This is a genomic window from Pedobacter sp. AC190 (assembly GCF_979258025.1).
On sequence record NZ_OZ409824.1, the window covers coordinates 1122799 to 1139535 of the forward strand.

At 38.3% G+C, this 16737-nt stretch carries 21 protein-coding genes; 11 read left to right on the forward strand and 10 right to left on the reverse strand.

The genetic code is table 11. The features are described 5' to 3' along the window. Positions 1-811: 811 nt before the first annotated feature. From ACZZZI_RS04905 to ACZZZI_RS04925, 5 genes are all read left to right on the forward strand, one after another. Positions 812-1024, forward strand: a complete 213-nt coding sequence (locus ACZZZI_RS04905; RefSeq protein ID WP_463488795.1) for a hypothetical protein — start codon at positions 812-814, stop codon at positions 1022-1024. A 195-nt stretch (positions 1025-1219) separates the two neighbouring features. Then, a complete protein-coding gene (locus tag ACZZZI_RS04910) occupies positions 1220-1417 on the forward strand; it encodes a hypothetical protein (RefSeq protein WP_463488796.1) in 198 nt (65 codons plus the stop codon). A gap of 64 nt (positions 1418-1481) precedes the next feature. Further along, complete coding sequence (locus ACZZZI_RS04915; protein ID WP_463488797.1) at positions 1482-2309, forward strand: cyanophycinase; 828 nt, start codon at positions 1482-1484, stop codon at positions 2307-2309. 176 nt (positions 2310-2485) lie between these two features. Further along, the gene (locus tag ACZZZI_RS04920) at positions 2486-3637 is read left to right on the forward strand and encodes a zinc-dependent alcohol dehydrogenase (RefSeq protein WP_463488798.1); all 1152 of its coding nucleotides are present in this window, start codon (positions 2486-2488) and stop codon (positions 3635-3637) included. 4 nt (positions 3638-3641) lie between these two features. Further along, positions 3642-4124 carry a hypothetical protein gene (locus ACZZZI_RS04925; protein ID WP_463488799.1) on the forward strand — a complete coding sequence of 161 codons (483 nt, stop codon included), beginning with the start codon at positions 3642-3644 and terminating at the stop codon, positions 4122-4124. 107 nt (positions 4125-4231) lie between these two features. Here the strand turns inward: ACZZZI_RS04925 and ACZZZI_RS04930 are convergent, their stop codons facing one another. The 4 genes from ACZZZI_RS04930 to ACZZZI_RS04945 form a co-directional block, all read right to left on the reverse strand. Then, positions 4232-4444: a hypothetical protein gene (locus ACZZZI_RS04930; protein WP_463488800.1), complete on the reverse strand. Its 213-nt coding sequence runs from the start codon at positions 4442-4444 to the stop codon at positions 4232-4234. A gap of 8 nt (positions 4445-4452) precedes the next feature. Beyond that, the gene (locus ACZZZI_RS04935) at positions 4453-4662 is read right to left on the reverse strand and encodes a chemotaxis protein CheB (protein WP_463488801.1); all 210 of its coding nucleotides are present in this window, start codon (positions 4660-4662) and stop codon (positions 4453-4455) included. Between the two features lie 180 nt (positions 4663-4842). After that, the gene (locus ACZZZI_RS04940; protein WP_463488802.1) at positions 4843-5058 is read right to left on the reverse strand and encodes a hypothetical protein; all 216 of its coding nucleotides are present in this window, start codon (positions 5056-5058) and stop codon (positions 4843-4845) included. Positions 5059-5294: 236 nt separating this feature from the next. Further along, positions 5295-5660, reverse strand: coding sequence for a response regulator (locus ACZZZI_RS04945; RefSeq protein WP_463488803.1), 366 nt, complete (start codon positions 5658-5660; stop codon positions 5295-5297). 504 nt (positions 5661-6164) lie between these two features. Between ACZZZI_RS04945 and ACZZZI_RS04950 the strand changes: the two genes are divergently transcribed. Further along, a complete protein-coding gene (locus tag ACZZZI_RS04950) occupies positions 6165-6836 on the forward strand; it encodes a response regulator (protein ID WP_463488804.1) in 672 nt (223 codons plus the stop codon). Positions 6837-7310: 474 nt separating this feature from the next. Here the strand turns inward: ACZZZI_RS04950 and ACZZZI_RS04955 are convergent, their stop codons facing one another. Next, entirely contained in the window at positions 7311-7469 is a 159-nt protein-coding gene (locus ACZZZI_RS04955) for an RNA polymerase sigma factor (RefSeq protein WP_463491771.1), read from the reverse strand. A 12-nt stretch (positions 7470-7481) separates the two neighbouring features. Beyond that, positions 7482-7817, reverse strand: coding sequence for an RNA polymerase sigma factor (locus ACZZZI_RS04960; RefSeq protein WP_463488805.1), 336 nt, complete (start codon positions 7815-7817; stop codon positions 7482-7484). A gap of 439 nt (positions 7818-8256) precedes the next feature. Here ACZZZI_RS04960 and ACZZZI_RS04965 point away from each other — a divergent pair, with 439 nt between their 5' ends. Next, positions 8257-9027, forward strand: coding sequence for a GDSL-type esterase/lipase family protein (locus ACZZZI_RS04965; RefSeq protein WP_463488806.1), 771 nt, complete (start codon positions 8257-8259; stop codon positions 9025-9027). A 261-nt stretch (positions 9028-9288) separates the two neighbouring features. Then, a complete protein-coding gene (locus ACZZZI_RS04970) occupies positions 9289-9939 on the forward strand; it encodes an HD domain-containing protein (protein ID WP_463488807.1) in 651 nt (216 codons plus the stop codon). Between the two features lie 490 nt (positions 9940-10429). On the opposite strand, the gene ACZZZI_RS04975 is transcribed toward ACZZZI_RS04970, so the two are convergent. The 4 genes from ACZZZI_RS04975 to ACZZZI_RS04990 form a co-directional block, all read right to left on the reverse strand. Continuing rightward, positions 10430-11296 (reverse strand): AraC family transcriptional regulator, encoded by an 867-nt coding sequence (locus tag ACZZZI_RS04975; RefSeq protein ID WP_463488808.1) that lies wholly within the window; start codon positions 11294-11296, stop codon positions 10430-10432. A 286-nt stretch (positions 11297-11582) separates the two neighbouring features. Further along, positions 11583-11945 carry a response regulator gene (locus ACZZZI_RS04980; RefSeq protein ID WP_463488809.1) on the reverse strand — a complete coding sequence of 121 codons (363 nt, stop codon included), beginning with the start codon at positions 11943-11945 and terminating at the stop codon, positions 11583-11585. Beyond that, positions 11938-13488, reverse strand: a complete 1551-nt coding sequence (locus tag ACZZZI_RS04985) for a sensor histidine kinase (protein WP_463488810.1) — start codon at positions 13486-13488, stop codon at positions 11938-11940. Before ACZZZI_RS04985 ends, ACZZZI_RS04980 begins: the two co-directional genes overlap by 8 nt. Positions 13489-14248: 760 nt before the next feature. Continuing rightward, entirely contained in the window at positions 14249-14590 is a 342-nt protein-coding gene (locus ACZZZI_RS04990; RefSeq protein WP_463488811.1) for a hypothetical protein, read from the reverse strand. Positions 14591-14754: 164 nt separating this feature from the next. Here ACZZZI_RS04990 and ACZZZI_RS04995 point away from each other — a divergent pair, with 164 nt between their 5' ends. From ACZZZI_RS04995 to ACZZZI_RS05005, 3 genes are all read left to right on the forward strand, one after another. Continuing rightward, positions 14755-15135 (forward strand): LytR/AlgR family response regulator transcription factor, encoded by a 381-nt coding sequence (locus ACZZZI_RS04995; RefSeq protein WP_463488812.1) that lies wholly within the window; start codon positions 14755-14757, stop codon positions 15133-15135. A gap of 957 nt (positions 15136-16092) precedes the next feature. Then, on the forward strand, positions 16093-16491 hold the full coding sequence (locus tag ACZZZI_RS05000) for a sigma factor (protein WP_463488813.1): 399 nt from the start codon (positions 16093-16095) through the stop codon (positions 16489-16491). Beyond that, positions 16394-16600 carry an RNA polymerase sigma factor gene (locus ACZZZI_RS05005; protein ID WP_463488814.1) on the forward strand — a complete coding sequence of 69 codons (207 nt, stop codon included), beginning with the start codon at positions 16394-16396 and terminating at the stop codon, positions 16598-16600. The genes ACZZZI_RS05000 and ACZZZI_RS05005 overlap by 98 nt, the downstream gene beginning before the upstream one ends. The last annotated feature ends 137 nt before the right edge of the window (positions 16601-16737 follow it).

The following is a 16737-nucleotide window of genomic DNA, read 5'->3' on the forward strand; positions in this document are numbered from 1 at the left end:
ACCTTCCATTCCGGAATGAGACAAGGAAATGTCTGATAAATACATCCGCAATGCACCCAGCAGGTTTGCAAATTTGGTGGTAACTACCATACAGAGCCTGCAGGCAAAAAATGCGAAAACTGTGGAAAAAACTCCTGGGTATATGCGGTAAGTAACGTCAGTAATCTGCAGACAAATACCATGTGGTATACTGCGCTAATCTGAAAAACAATTTTAAGAATAATGATATAGCTAAATGGGGGATTCTAATAAGCGGGCCCTCGGTTGTGAGGAGATCGAAAGTCTGTACAGACTTCCCCTATTGTGTGGACACATATTTGGTTTGGATATCTATGTGTTTTGCCAACGGATATAAATAAGACAAAGGATTACCTAAAGCCACCTCAAAACACAGGGGCCAGATTATTAAATGAATAAAACTACGGGAGCCTTCGTTTCTAACAAGTGCTTAAATAGCGTTCGATTTTATCATTTTAAACGATAAGTTATGCAATGCTAATTAAAAACAGGCACTAGCTTAAGACATCAAGTATTAATAATGATTCTTAGCTGTCCACTGCAGAAAGGGTCCGTAGTAAATACGATTATTTGCTGCTCAAAGCAGGAAGGTTTACATAGTAAATCATCCTTGCGATCGTTTCAAACGAGTGCATCAATAGCTTTTACTGTTCTATCGTTTTAAACCAATCACCTTTCGCAACCCACACTTCTACGAATAAATACGGAAGCAAATTCAGGGATTTATCGGCTTCTTTTTGGGTATTTACCCCTAAACAAGCGCAATAAAAAAATGGTATTAACTTAATACATTATGCACAATAACAAGGGAAGGATGACAGACAACGAAAAAACAAAACATGGGCTGGAAAATGAACCTTTAGGCAATGAAGACCAGAAAGTGGAAGACGGACCAAAATCTTTAGAAGATAAGCTTCCTGCCGATCTAGATATTCCAAAAGGGGATAGCATCGATACAGATACCAGCAGTAACCTAACCGATTGGGAAAAGAGCGGGAGGGATTAAACAATGCAGACTGCGAATTAATCAGCAGATAGAAGGCCCTGATCGGCAAGTAATCAAACAACTTAAAAACCATGTTCAACATAGGAGCAATTATAAACCTGGATTAGCATCCACATAATATGGCAAATAGCGACCGATAAAAATCTAGTTTAATACAACCAGGTTTATCGGTGATTATAAATAATCAGTTATACTATGAAAGATAACAGCAAAAATAATAACCTGAAAAAACAAGGGGAAGTAAATAGCGATCGTTCACTTGAGGAAGAGATTATTGAAACACTTAAGAAAAAAAATGAACAAATTGAAAGCGGAGAAGAACAACCTGACGACAACGTTAGCAAAGGAAAAAAATCAGGCGGATTTGATGAGTGGTCAGTTTCGTGGCCATAGTAAAAATTAGTCTTATAAAATCATCTGGCCGATAATACCGCAAAAAGATTTAAAGAAACAAAGGATGAAAAAACAAAGCTGTCCTCTTCCAAATGGTAAACTGATGCTCATCGGTGGTGCAGAAAATAAATTACCTATCGAACTTACCGATGAATCTGTACTATCAATTTTTATAGAACTGTGTGGTAAATCACCCGTAATTGAAATCATTACCACTGCTGGATCAGAAGAAGTTGATGACACCTATAATGTATATGCAGCCTGTTTTAATGAACTTGGTGCACGTGACACCGGCCATATACACCACGATAACAGGCCATTAGATACTGACCTGGCCGAACGTATTGAGCATGCAAACGGTATTTTCTTTACCGGGGGCGACCAGCTTAAACTTACCGCGATATACGGCGGAACTGAACTTATGGCGCAGATTAAAAACAGGTATATCCATGGCGGATTGATCGTGGCCGGAACAAGCGCGGGCGCAATGGCAATGTCTACACCCATGATTTTCGACGGCACTGGCAACAACGAAATGGTGGCTGCCGGTGTAAAAGTTACCACTGGATTTGAATTCTTAAAAGACGTTTGTGTAGATACACATTTTGTTCACCGCGGCCGTTTTGTTCGCATGGCACAGGTAATTGCCACAAATCCGGCTTCTATTGGTATAGGTATCGAAGAAAACACGGCAGTAATTGTTACTGAGGCATTTAATTGTGAAGTGATTGGTAACGGCGTGGTTATTTTATTGGATGGCGAAGTAAGCAACAACTCCAACATTATCTCCTTTAATGAGGATCGTAAAATTACGATCCGCAATTTAAAAGTATCGATTCTGTCAATGAGTGAAAAGTTTGTTATTCCATGCAGAAACATCCCTCACCTTTAAATAAGCGGATTTGACTAATCAGCGTCGTATTCAACAAGCAATCACAATAATTTCAAACCTATTGCTAAAAACCAATGTTTTAAATAGGTAACACAATACTTTTTCTCGATTAACCCCTTAAAATGGTGTAGTAACCAACAGAAAATTATCATTTACTTAAATTAAATTTTAAAATTATGTTAGCAATGAACTACCGCGGCCCTTACCGGGTGCGAACCGTTGAGCGGCCAATGCCTGAAATTCTTCATCCCGAAGATGCGATTGTACGGGTTACAAGGACTTGCATCTGTGGCTCAGATCTTCATCTTTACCATGGCCTAGTACCCGATACACGTATAGGCTCCACTTTTGGGCACGAATTTACCGGTGTAATAGCAGAAGTTGGCCCTTTGGTAACCAATGTTAAAGTTGGGGATCAGGTATTGGTACCTTTTAACATTGCCTGCGGAAAATGTAATTTCTGCAAGCAGGGCCTTTACGGAAACTGCCACGAATCCAATACCATGGCCACTGCCGTCGGAGGCATTTTTGGTTACTCGCACACTGCCGGTGGCTTTGATGGAGGGCAGGCAGAATATGTACGGGTGCCCTACGCAAACGTTGGGCCAACTGTAATCCCTCCAGATATGGACCCTGATGATGCCGTATTGTTAACAGACGTGGTCCCAACAGGTTACCAGGCAGCAGAAATGGGCGGCATAAAAGAAGGTGATACTGTAGTGGTTTTCGGCGCAGGCCCAATTGGTATCATGGCTGCAAGATGCGCGTGGTTTTTTGGTCCTTCAAGAGTAATCATTATTGACCATGTAGACTACCGCCTCGAGTTTGCAAAAAATTATGCAAAGTGCGAAGCTTACAACTTTAAATCAATGGCCGATCCTGTAGTTTTCCTTAAAAAAACCACCGATTGGTACGGAGCAGATGTGTGTATCGATTGTGTAGGCTGCGAAGCAGAGGGAAATGCCCTACAGACATTTACCGGTAAATTAACCCTGATGCAGGCCGGAGCAGCAACAGCGTTGCAATGGGCAATAAACTCCGTTAAAAAAGGAGGAATCGTTTCTGTAGTTGGCGTTTATGGCCCGCCATTTAATTACGTTCCGATTGGCAACATTCTTAACAAAGGAATTACCCTGAGGGCAAATCAGGCATCGGTTAAAAGGCTTTTACCGCGCTTAATCGATCATGTTCAGTCTGGAAGGCTGAATCCTAAAGGCCTGATTACCCATAGAGTACCGCTGGAAGAAATTTCGGAAGCTTACCGGATTTTCTCATCCAAATTAGATGAATGCATTAAAACTGTACTTATCCCATCAACTAAACCCTAATATTATGAACAATCAAAATCAAGATTACAAAAATATTCCGGGATGGGGAATGGATATCGATCCAGATAACGAACCCACCTACCCTATTAAAAACTACACCGGAGACGACCATAACCGGAGCAATTATGAAAAATCAGCGCAACAACCCTTAACCGTTGAGCTGCTAAAATCAAGTGAACGGCCTCAGCCGAGCGTAGTATTCGGAACTTCCGCACCGCCGTCAGGGCTTAGTGGAGCTATACGCAGGTATGCTTTTAAGCACAGCGAAGACAGGTACCGCCACTGGATACCCTTAATTATAGCCGATCGTGTAAACGCCTGGGAAGGTATTATTGACGACTTTAAGAAAGGTACAATTCCCAATATTATTAAAGAAAGGGGTTGGAAATCAGAATTCAGACATAACCCTGTGGCTATGATAGGCAAGGCAGCACTTGCAATCACTGTAGGTACACTGGTAATAAAGCATTTTTGCAAAAGAAAATAAAAAAGAACCTCCCTAAGGATTTTAAGTCCTCAGGGCAGGTTCAACTTATTCACAATTATCACTTTACTTTGCTTACAATTGGTTCAATTGAAATAAAGGAATTAATATTATTCGCCATCAGGCGGGCCCGGGTAAGCACCAGGGCCGGTACCACGCTGCTCTTCGCTATCAAGCTCTTCATCCGACGGGTTATTTTCCAGTTCCTTTGTGGCATCATCTTCTCCCGCTCCTTTTATTATATCTTCTGAAGGCGGCCGTACAGGTGTAAGTGATTCGTTTTCTGATGCCTCTTTTAAATCACCACCATTACTATTTTCCATAATCTTATTTATTTATTGGACTGCTCCACAGCGTTTGAGGCCGTTATGGTTCCTAATTTATTAATAACGTTAGAAAGAATCCCGATAACATCTGGACTCATGTGCCAGACAATAAATATCGAGACATCAAAATCAATTTGCAGGTTTTGAATGAGCTGTTTCAGCGCTTCAAATCCTCCTGCTGAGACACCTATTACAATGATATCCCTTTTTCCCATTAAGGTTTTAATTTTTATTAAGCGCACCCGTAAAATCACCATTTATCGATGGCACGGAACTCCCTATTTGTGATGATATATAGATCTAAATTTCTTTGATTTGCAAATAAATCGGGCTTTGTGATTAAACGAACAATATCAAGACGACAAATTAAATGAACTATTTGAATTTACAAATAATCAAAAATCCATGTTTACGCTTTTATTCTTTACAGGCCTTATCTTAGTTGCAACCAACGCTCCTTCTAGAAAATCAATCTCGAAATAAACTAACTGTCCTTGAATAGGAATAAATGAATGCTCTGATAGCGAAAAAATAATGTCCTGATCGTTGCAATCCATAATAAGTCCGATTCCATCGGTTTTGTTATAAAAGTGAATTTTACCCTTTCTCATATAATATTATCGGTTAATGAGTGTCACAGCTCTACTTTACTCCCATTCTACAATATATTTTCGGAAACGAGCCATGTAAGCTCACTTGCTTTTGAATAGTCCACTTTAGAATCAACTCTTTAATCAATAATGATAATTGCTGATAATTAAAATATATGACCTAGTAAAACCGCACAGTGAATACCTCTTAAGAGGTATTAAAAGACAGTAGATCATTTAAATTTCGCATGTTCATCTCAACAAGCTGTATCAAGTAATGAATGAACAGTCTTGATCAGTTTTTCATAATCAAAGGGCTTGAACATCACTTCGTCGGCATTGCTGAATACTTTGTCTACTTGCGACTCAAGCATCGCAGTGAGAAGCAGCACCGGAATTCTGTGTGTTTCTTTATTCTTTTTGATTGCCCTGCATAACTCCCGTCCATCGTCTCCATTTAACATAATATCCATAATAATCAAGTCTGGGCGCATTTTAGAAAGCACCCGATTAAGCGTTGATCCGTCCTTGACACAAACAGATGTGTGCTGCTGGCTCTGAAGAACCAACTCAATCACTTCAGCGTTGCTGCTATCATCCTCTACTATTACTATTCGAGCCATCCTTACAGAATTAGAACATAAATTTAATCTCTTCTTTTCGAAATCAAGACCAATAAAACCGTTTCAGGTATTTAGTTTTATAGAATAAGTATTTATTGTGGTGGAGCTCCTGCGCATATCCTTCCTTAAGCTAGCATCTAAGTACCAATTTATTTTTTTATCTATAAAGTTTAATTCGTGAGTTTAACCAAATAAGATAAAAAGACGGTAAAGCAAGTATTTAGCGATAAGAACTGCGGAAAATACTGGATATAGAACTAAAAGCAATTTTGCTCGTTCGTGCAAAAAAAATGCAGTGCTTTTTAGAAATGCATAAACATAATTCATAAATCGGGATTTCCCTGTCAGTGGCGAGGTTATTACTTGTGACACCTCACCTGCCCTGGATCAAAACCTTAATGACGCGAATCACTCGACTTTATCAAAACACAACTAAAATGTATTAATTAACCGTATTTTTGAGTTTCTTCGTAGAAATAAAAGTGAATAAATTAATCTTTTGTTATGGATACTCTGTTGGAAAATAGCTCTGAGATAAAAATTATGCTGGTTGAGGACCATCATGTATTGAGGAATGGTTTACGCATGCTAATTGATTCTCAGAAAGACATGTGTGTGGTCGCAGAGGCCGGGAACGGGAATCAGGCTATCGAACTTTTACAGCAGGGTGTTGTCGCTGATGTGCTCATTTCAGACCTTAACATGCCTGAAATGGACGGCTACAGCCTATTTGAATTTGTTGCAGAAGCTAAATTCAGCGTGGCCACAATTGCCTTTTCAATGTTGAGCGGTGAGAAACATGTGGAAAAGGCCTTCAGATCAGGCTGTTTGGGATATCTGACCAAATCCATTGAGTCCGAAGAACTTCTTTTTGGGATTAGACAAGTTTCCAATGGTAAGAAATATATTTGTTCTGACGTAGCGGAATCAATGGTCACCAACATTCGTAGTGGTATTGCCGTTGAACAAAGCGCGAACCTGCCTTTCTTCACCGATAGAGAACTGCAGATACTTGAACTCATCGCTAAGGGCATGACAAATACCGAGATTGGGGAATCTATTTTTCTAAGCAAGCGAACCGTTGAAGGCCATCGACAGAGCCTGCTCGACAAAACCAACTCGAGGAACAGCGCTGCTTTGATCAGGTTTGCTATCACCAACGGGATACTCCGATAATCGCATTTTTCTTTAGTTCTTCCGTATCTTAAATGAAGGTTGTACACCTTACATTTACTATTAGAACACATAATGCCCCCGCCACCGTAAGTTTTACTCCGGGTTATAAGGCTAAGATATGCGTGTGGAAATAGTGTGACAACATGATACAGCCAAACATTTGACTTGAAAGTTCGAATATACCAGAGCCTACCTATTTTAAATTGCTTAAAAATATACCTGATCTGTTATAACTTTATCTTTTATCTGTAAATCCACATCTAGCTTTTATTGATAAAGAGTATGAATTCTGTGCCTTCTACGAAGTTCTCCTTATTAAACTTCCCTAAATGGGGATAAAACCTATGTTTCAAGTATATAGCTCCTACTTCCTTAGCCCCCTTAAACTTTCTTAAGTAATTCAGGTATTTAACGCAGTGTGTTGATGCTAAAAAGAAGAACTGTTGCCTCACCCAAACTGTCCTAATTTTGATCTTAGACTTTTCTTAAATGTCTTAACCATTTCTCCAGTAAAATCCTGGTCTGATGAATATTTTTCTTAACCGTACCCAAAGGGAGATTTAGCTCCTTGGCGATTTCTCCATACTTATAACCCTCGAAATAACGTATAAATGGTATGTAATAATTTCGGATGTTTCTTCAGTGCTACCTCAATATCTTTAACCACAAGATACTCACCGCGTCATTTTCCGCTGCAATACTAGCCAACCGTCCTGATGAAAATTCTTCGTCAAACAACAGTTTATCCCTCATTGTTAGGTTTTTACCGTAACTATCAATAAAAGTATTTTTCATGATGACAAAAAGCCACCCTTTTAAATTAGTTCCCTCGCTAAATGGTGCAGCGAAGCGGGTTGCTTTTAGAAGCGTTTCCTGTAAAAGATCGTTTGCATCATCTGGGTTTCTTGTAAAGTTAAATGCATGCGAACGGAGAGATCCTGCATGCTGCCTTATAACGTGCGCAAATTCATGTTGGTTCATTGCTAATGATATTTAGGTATAACTGGAAAAAATCAAAAGGCATACCATTCATTGCTTTCAAATCAAAACGATTTCATATTGAGTAAATGAAGCAAAGGATGGAATTAGTAGTATACCCTCGGCTGGAAAAATAGCTCAAAAGCCGCATCAATAGTGATTCTGTGAAAACCATTGTAAACTAAGCTTGTCCCATAAAAATCAAAGGGATGAAAAAAGAATATCTGCTCACTGGAAGCCAAACCTTCATCTGAAAATTTTTAACCATAAATTTGACATTATAAGTGGTAGTATTTTTTATTTTTTTCGCTAGATGAAGAATGCAAATTGGTTAATAATTTGCCCTATTAATAATTGTATATCTAAAAAATCCTTATCGTGTCAGTCTAAAAATTTCAAGTAATGTAGATTCAACTGTTAAAAATTTATTAAATTCAGAACGATGAAAAAAATATTTACTGGTTTATTTTTAATTGTATTAAGTATTGAGTCTTTTGGGCAATCATCTCTGGATTCAACCAAAGAACTGGCAGGACTATTTCCAACAAAAAAAAACATATCTCGTTACCATAATAATTGGGCGCAAAAACATTACACCAAACGCATCCAGGATTTTAAAAATGAACCCTTAGAGTTTGGAGAAGTCGTGTTTATTGGCAACAGTATTACTGAAGGAGGGTTAGATTGGAGTGGGAAATTCGGTATAGAACATATCCGCAACAGAGGAATTGCTGGAGATCTCACTGATGGAGTAATGAATCGTTTAAGGGAAATAACCTACTTTAAACCAACAGCTGTATTTATACTAATTGGAATCAATGATCTTTTTAGCCTCCATCACCAAGAGGATAATCCTGATCTAAAATATGACAAAATTGTTCCTTCACCCGAATATATTGGCAAGAACATATTGAAAATCGCCAAAATAATACATCACAGATCGCCAAATACGAAAATTTATGTACGCACACTTTTACCCACTCGAAGAACATACCTGCATAAGGATATTCTTTCGGTAAATAAAATGATTAAAAAAAATGAGCTTAAGGGATATTATGAGGTCATTGATTTCTACGGTCAATTTATAGATTCAAACGGTGAATTGATACAGGAATTGACTAAAGACGGCGTGCATTTGAACGATAAGGGGTATCAGAAGTGGGTTGAGTTCGAAAAACCAATAATTAAAGCATTGGGGAAGAATCATGAATAGTATGGAGATTTCGGCTTAACTAATCAACAGATTCCCTAACGAATTGACTGGGTTAAAAAATTCCATAGCATACTTCTAGTAACTTAGTAGCAAAGTATTAAGGCCGTCATTTTCGACCAGAACACATTGATCTTAAATTCCGAAATGACTTGATCACTACAAGCGAAATCTCCAGTCGTATTTTTTGGCATTACATCGGTTTATTTTAACAGCTCTGCCAACCTAATAGCCAGTAGCTTTGAGCATAAAAAAAAGATAATTATGTCAGTAAACAGATTAAAATCGGTAGCTGGGATCGGTATTCCGGACAGTACGATAGCTACACAGGCCACCGAGCTCTTGCTCGAGTACGGAACAGAGTTTATTTATAATCATTCCCTTAGGGTATTTCTGTTCTCATCACTTAATGGAAAAAGGAACAGCCTGAAATACGATGAAGAACTGCTGTATGTAGCTTCTGTATTTCATGATCTTGGGTTAGTAAGTCATTATAGCACTCCTGATCTGCGGTTTGAAGTCGACGGGGCCAACGCGGCTAGAGAATTCCTTAAAAGTCATGGCATGGCACAGGAAAAACTGCAACTTGTGTGGGATACCATCGCCTTGCACACAACCATTGGAATAGCAGAGCATAAAGAGAACGAAGTTGCACTAATGTACAGCGGTGTGGGACTGGATGTGATGGGCGAAGGATACGAAAACCTAAGTGAATCCAACAGGGAGGAAATCATAACCGCATTCCCAAGAAATGATTTCAAAAAGAATATAATTCCAACCTTCTTTGGTGGGTTCGAACATAAAACAGAAACTACCTTTGGAAACATCAAGGCGGACGTATGCGCTTACATGATACCAAATTTCCATAGAAAAAATTTCTGCGAATGCATCCTGCATTCTCCTTGGAGCGAATAATTATTATAAGCGATATTGCCGTCGGCTGTGGTGCTGGCGGCTATTATCTTGTAAACTACAAATGAATTCTTCAACAAAATATCATAATTCCAGTGATAAGGTTGGCGTTCTCACCTCTCTGATGTAACCATCACATTGCGGCATAACCTATTTTCTCGGCATCCCTGTCCATTTTAGGCTTGGGTGTATTGTAGATTGGACCGGTATAAGGAGGGATGTTTGATTTGTCCATGCTTTGCAATCCGAAGAATAAGGAACAGCACTTTAGAAACGGAAAGAACTCCGATGATGATAATGCTAGCTGGATTAATGTCAATTATCCTTAGTCATACATGCCTGCATTTACTTGAAGCCACTGTATTTCCCCTGGGAGGATTACTCATCGCGTCAGCTCATTTCTGTAAGCGGAGAATTATCAACATAACAGACTGTCTTCTAAAGGATTAATACCCTAACTAATCGAAATACAAACTTGGATTAAACCGTAAGATCAAATTACTGTAATGTTGCCAGCAAAGTAAGAACGATAGTCTGTCGGGGAAGTGTTTACGTTTTTCTTAAAAAAATGGCTGAACTGTTCTGGCCTTGCAAAACTTAATTGAAAAGCTATTTCCTTGACCGCCACAGTGCTAAATTGCAGATGTCTTTTTGCCTCAGCAATCAACTGGCCATTGATAATGTCCTTTGCGGTTTTACCAGTACAGCGTTTGGATATCTCGGAAAGTCTGCGAGGGGTGATATTGAATTGTTTTGCATAGTCAGACACTTCATGGCGATAATGATAATCCTGGCTGACTAATTCCAAAAAGTCTCTGAACAGTTGTTTTTCAAAATTATCAAATCCCTTGGTAAGTGATGCATTCAGGTTGGCGATCTTTATCATAATGATCTTCAAAAATGCAGCAAGTACATCGAGTTTATTGATATAAGGAATGGAAGTGTATTCATTCATAAGTGCATTGAAATGTGGCATTAGATTATCGGCATCACTGTCTTGGATCTGCAGACACTGATTATCCAGAGCATTGTTGAACAGCACAGCTTTGCAATTGTTCACACTTCCTGGCGTACGTTTCCAGAAACAGTCGCCGAAGGATATCTGGAAACCACCAATTAATGAGACACCCCGATTATCAAACATTTGTCCTTTTGAAATAAGGTATAATTGATTTTTCTCCAAGTTGTAGCATTTATCATCAATGGTAAAACTGCCCTTGCCATCTGTAACAAAAATGATCCTATGATAAGCTAACCTTGACAGTTTTAATACGTTCTTTTCATAAGAGACCTTGGAGACCAGAAAGGAATCCATAATATCCGCTTCCATTTTAGCTATGCGATTAGAGACATAATCCATTATGATTTAAGTTTTAAAGTTACCCTCTTATGTTAAAATTTAGATGTTAAAAATAGGCAATCATAATGAAGGAATCACAATAAAATTGAATAAACTAGGCTCCTATCTTTAGGATTGTGAACTACTCTTCAGCATCAAGCCTAGGCGTATTGTTCATTATCGAAAAGAAGCTTCGCATGTATAGGGATATTCGAAGATAATCATGTATACGCCCAAAGGAATCTGATGTTGGAATATAAAGTTATGGACGATTTATTTCATTTGTTTTCAAAGTCATTTGCTTTAGCTAGTTCAATTGACTCTTGATCTTATCGATAAGTTCATCAAAGTCGAAAGGTTTTGCCAAATAATCAGAAGCTCCTGCTCGCTCTGCAATAGCCTGTCCATCCCTGCTTGCCGATATTACAATTACCGGCAAGTTTTCTGTAGTCGGATTTTCACGCAAACCTCTTAAAACTTGGTCACCTGAAAGAACAGGCATCCACAGATCAAGAATGATGAGATCAGGTGATTCAAATTCAATCAGTTGGTTAACATTCAAACTATTCTGTTCAGTAACGATATCGTATCCGGTCTCCTCCAGAATCAACCCCAACATGTCGAGAATACCCTCGTCATCATCACAGATCAGTATTTTTTTGTTATTCATTTGTATTGGCATTTATTGGTAATGTAAAATTGAATGTTGAGCCTTTTCCCTTTTCACTTTGTACCCATAGCGTTCCACCATGGTTTTTAATAATCTGGTCACAAATATATAAGCCAATTCCCATTCCAGGAAAACGCTGCTGAATCTCTCCAGCCCTGAAGAACCTTTCAAAGAGTCGTTTCTGATCCTCGAGGCTGATGCCCATTCCATAATCGGTTACAGAAACTTTAACATATTCACTTACTGCAGACACATAAACCAAAATTCGCGGTGAGTCAGGCGCATATTTAATCGCATTGGAGATCAGATTGTTAAGCACTTGAACGATGTGGGATTCATCCGCTGAAACCATCGCTTTACTTTTACCTTCAATTGAAATTCTATGGTGATGGGCTGCATTCTGCAAACCTTCAATGGTCTCCTCCGCTAATTTGTCAAAGTCAAATTCAGTTTTGTGAAGTTCCAGATTTCCAGTTTGAATCCGTGAAACATCCAGCAGCTCAGTAATAAGATTATTCAGCTTATTGACATGCATAGCCGTTTTGTTCAGAATTGTCCTGAATTTATCGCTCGATTCTTTGGGAACTGTTCGCTCTAATGCCTGTACATACCCTTTAATTGTTGTCAATGGGGTTTTCAACTCATGGCTGGCAATTGAAAGAAAATCGTCTTTTCTACGTTCAATCTCCCGTCTATCGGTGATATCCTCGATCGCCAAAAGGATTTGATCTTTAAACTGTCCCTCAAGCTCGACTCTGTAAGCGTTCAGCAACATTAGTTTTTTTCCAATATGAGGAAAATCATGTTCCACCTCAAAATCTTCAACAGGATTGTTAGTTGGTAATATCTCGGTTAGCAATTCCCTAAGTTTTTGGATATCCCACTGATGATTACCCAACTCGTATAGTAATTTACCATTAGTTTCTTCTTGACTTACTTTGAAAGTTTTCAAAAAATGAGAGTTTGCACTAACCACTGTAAAGTCTGGATCAAGCACCAACAGACTTTCCCGAACTGTAGAAATAATACTGGAAAGAAAAGCTTCGCTCTCCTGAAGGCTTCTAGTGCGGTCAGAAATCTGTTTTTCCATTTGGCTCTGCTTCATCCTCAGTTGCTGTTCGAGTTCCTTTCTTCGGGTCACATCATTTTGTACTCCGATAAAATGGGTCACATTTCCTCTTTCATCCTTAATTGGCGACATGTAAAGTTCATTCCAGAAAAGCTCACCGCCTTTTTTATAGTTACGGATGTCAACAGTGCACTCTCTTCCTTCGTCTACCGCACGCCGAAGCATTAACCTTGCTTCCTGGCCGCGATCATCGTTTTGCAAAAAACGACAATTATGGCCTATGATTTCTTTCCGCTGATAACCTGTCATTTTTTCGAAAGCAGCATTACAGTAAATGATCGGATTGTCTGGCTGGCTATTATCAGTGATGATGATACCAGAAAGAGATGCATCAATCGCTTTTGTAAGGAGATCAAAATCCCTTTCCTTTGTTTCACCGGAATAGACCAGCTTGCCTTGTATAAAATTAGTCACTTTTATTTTATTTTATTGTCTCAATATTAACCGAAGCGCGTGGCCTAAGTTTCCGAAAAAAGTATATTATTATGTGTATAATCCAAATCCTGGTCAACACGTCTGGGCCGCCTTGACTGATTGATTAAATGCACTAACAATTTTTGGTTCGAAATGGTTTGGGAATTCTGTTAATTCTAAGGGTAAAACAGGCAATCTGATTATGAAAGAGATCACCTTGTCATTTTTACACTGATATATAGCCCAATGAGCCAGCGCAATCTCATTAGAATATAGAGTACAAGACCAGTCCCTCGGTATTGCGCCATTTTATCAGATTCTGGCGCGATGAGCCTGATTGCGCCACTAATTTGGCGCGATAAGCACGATCGCACCATTATAGAAAAGTACAAAAGCACAATAGCAAATAAGATTTTGGCTGACCTGTCGGAGTTTGCGGGTGTGGCCAAGATCGAACAGATTACCAATGCTAATCCTGAGATCCCAAAGCGAACCTTGCAGCGGTGGCTAAAGACCTTAAGTGATTGCTTTGTTTTCGTACTGTAAATCTATTGAGGAGGAACATGGTTTTGATGCAACTTTCGATGAAAAGGCATAACCAGTCGATAGAGGGAAAAATACAATAGATAATATTATTCGTTCAAGGCGGAACCAGTAACCCTTTTTTAAAATACAGTGTGGATAAATGAAAAATCACCGAATTTTAGTGCGGTGATTGCATGATGAGGTAAAATATAAATTGTAAAGATAAAAACAGCTTTTATTTATAAAGCCATTTTCTTATGAGCCTGGTATAATTGGGCATAACAACATAAACCATTAGAAAGACGATAACCCCTGAGCTAACCAGGGCATTAAAATAATAATTAGTATAAAAATGAATGCCGTGGAGAATGGGAAAAATCAATAAAGGAATCAATACGCTTAGCGGATAGATGGCAGACCAAGTTACCAAATACTGTTTCCAGCGGAGGGAAACCTTTGCACCCTCATTCTCTGTATTGAAAAGAAAATCCAGCCCGGATTTTACCTGATGTCTACCGTGTTTTCTGAAAAAGGAACTTGCCTTTTCAATAAGCATCTCCCTATTTGGTGATTCCATGCAGTCTTTTAGATTATCAATAGTATCGGATGATCACGGTATAAACAAATGTCAAATTGGGAAAAGGCCTTTAAAAGAACCTCAATTTCCCTGTAAACGGACAACATTTAAATTCCAAAATGTTGTGATCCAAACATTTATAATATTTTAAGGGTATAATATATATGAAACATTCAGATAAAAAATATCGATGCATTATAATTGATGATGACTTTAGCTCCATCAACATTTTGAAAGAATACATATCTCTGACGCCTAAGTTGACCTTAGTAAAGAGTTATCTGAGTCCAAGTGTGGCCGTTACTGAAATAAAAAATCTCGAAAAGATTGATTTCCTGTTTTTAGATATCAATATGCCTATATCTGGATTAGATATAGCAAAGATATTTCGTGATGTGGTTAAATTCATCATATTAATAACTGGCCATCCAGAATATGCATTAGATGCTTTCAGCGTACATGCAGATAAATTTTTAGTCAAACCCATACCTTTTGAAAAGTTTATTGAATCTGTTAATCAAATATTAAAAAGTGAAATGAAGTAACTATCAATCAAACATTTTCAACATCACCTAGGCGGTTTATCAAACATGATAACATTAATTCACCTAAAAATTTCATTAAAAGTCACCAAAAAATGTGATTAACAATTAAGCCAATATAGAAATCTTCAATACGATCGCGCCCGCTTTATGGAGTGGAATGCCAATAAGCCTTAACATGTAATTTTTCTTCGACCATCAACATCCATAACGCATTGTACCGCTATCAACTTGGCAACTGTGATATGTATAAATTTTTTACGTAGTGAGAAGATGAAAACAGCTATATTTGCCAAACCCCGCGGTTCGGCAAAACCGCTAAGTGGTAAAGGCGAAATGGTGATTAATTTCCGCCTTCGTCATTTCTGACCTGTAATACTCCAACCCTTTGAACAGGATCTTCTTCTTGAGGGATAATTTGGGATTAAAAAACTTGAAGAAACTGAGCATGATGATCCATTTAAAAAGATCTAGCCCGATTGCTATATTGAGCTGTTCATTTTTTATGAAGTCCAACCTAGATAACTTTTGCTGATAAAGATCACTTTTTGAAAGTGTGCTTGTATCGATCATGCCGATGATCCAAGAGATAAATGCAATAGCGAAACTAAATGTGAAGTATTTAATCATTTTGAGGCGTTATGTGGAAGTTAGGCCATCGAAAATAATAATTTAAAAGTGAACTTACTCCGTAAAACGGATTGTTTTTATCCTGGGATGAGATCAATCTCTAAGCTAATAAGTGAGAGCTAGATTCGTATTCCAGCTCGTATTTCATATGCTTATCGAAGAGGAGATAAAACATTTCTTTTATCCAACCCCTACGTACTTTACATCTGTTAATACTTGAAAGTGAGGAGTTTTACCTGTTATCCTGTAGTACAAAACCAAATTTGGCTTCATCTGTTTAATTTAAATCCAGAAAAAATCCGGACTGAACTATCACGGTAGATAATAATTATGAACCACACTAAATTCACATCTGAGATTTACGCTCACGCTGATCAGTTAATGTCGCACGCTTTGAAATTCACCCGAGATGAAGATGATGCCAAAGACCTTCTGCAGGAAACATTGATTAAAGGACTTCGATTTGCAGATACCTTTGACAAAGGTACTAATGTTAAAGGATGGCTATATGTTATCATGAGAAATACCTATATAAATGATTTTAACAGGGCAACAAAACGCAAGGCCATTGTCTCGATAGATGATGAACTTAACAGTGGACAATTGGCAATAAGTGCCACAAAAAACACAGATGAGAGTACATTTGCAATGGAAGACATCAATAAAGCAATGGCTTCTATCAAGCCGGAATATATTGTTCCTTTCAAAAAAGTATTTCGAAGGATATAAATATGATGAAATAGCGGCTGAATTGAAGCTTCCCATAGGCACGGTTAAAACCTATATCCGCCAGGCTAGACTTGGACTCAAAAAATATCTGAAGATATACAGATCTTAGTTTGTTGAGCTGTTGTGTCTCCAAATCACATAACTAATCTACAATCACTTACATACAACACGTATAATTATTACAGAAAAGGGTAAGAGCGGAGATGCTCAAAAAGCGTACGCGGAACCCGGAGAAGACTTAATAAC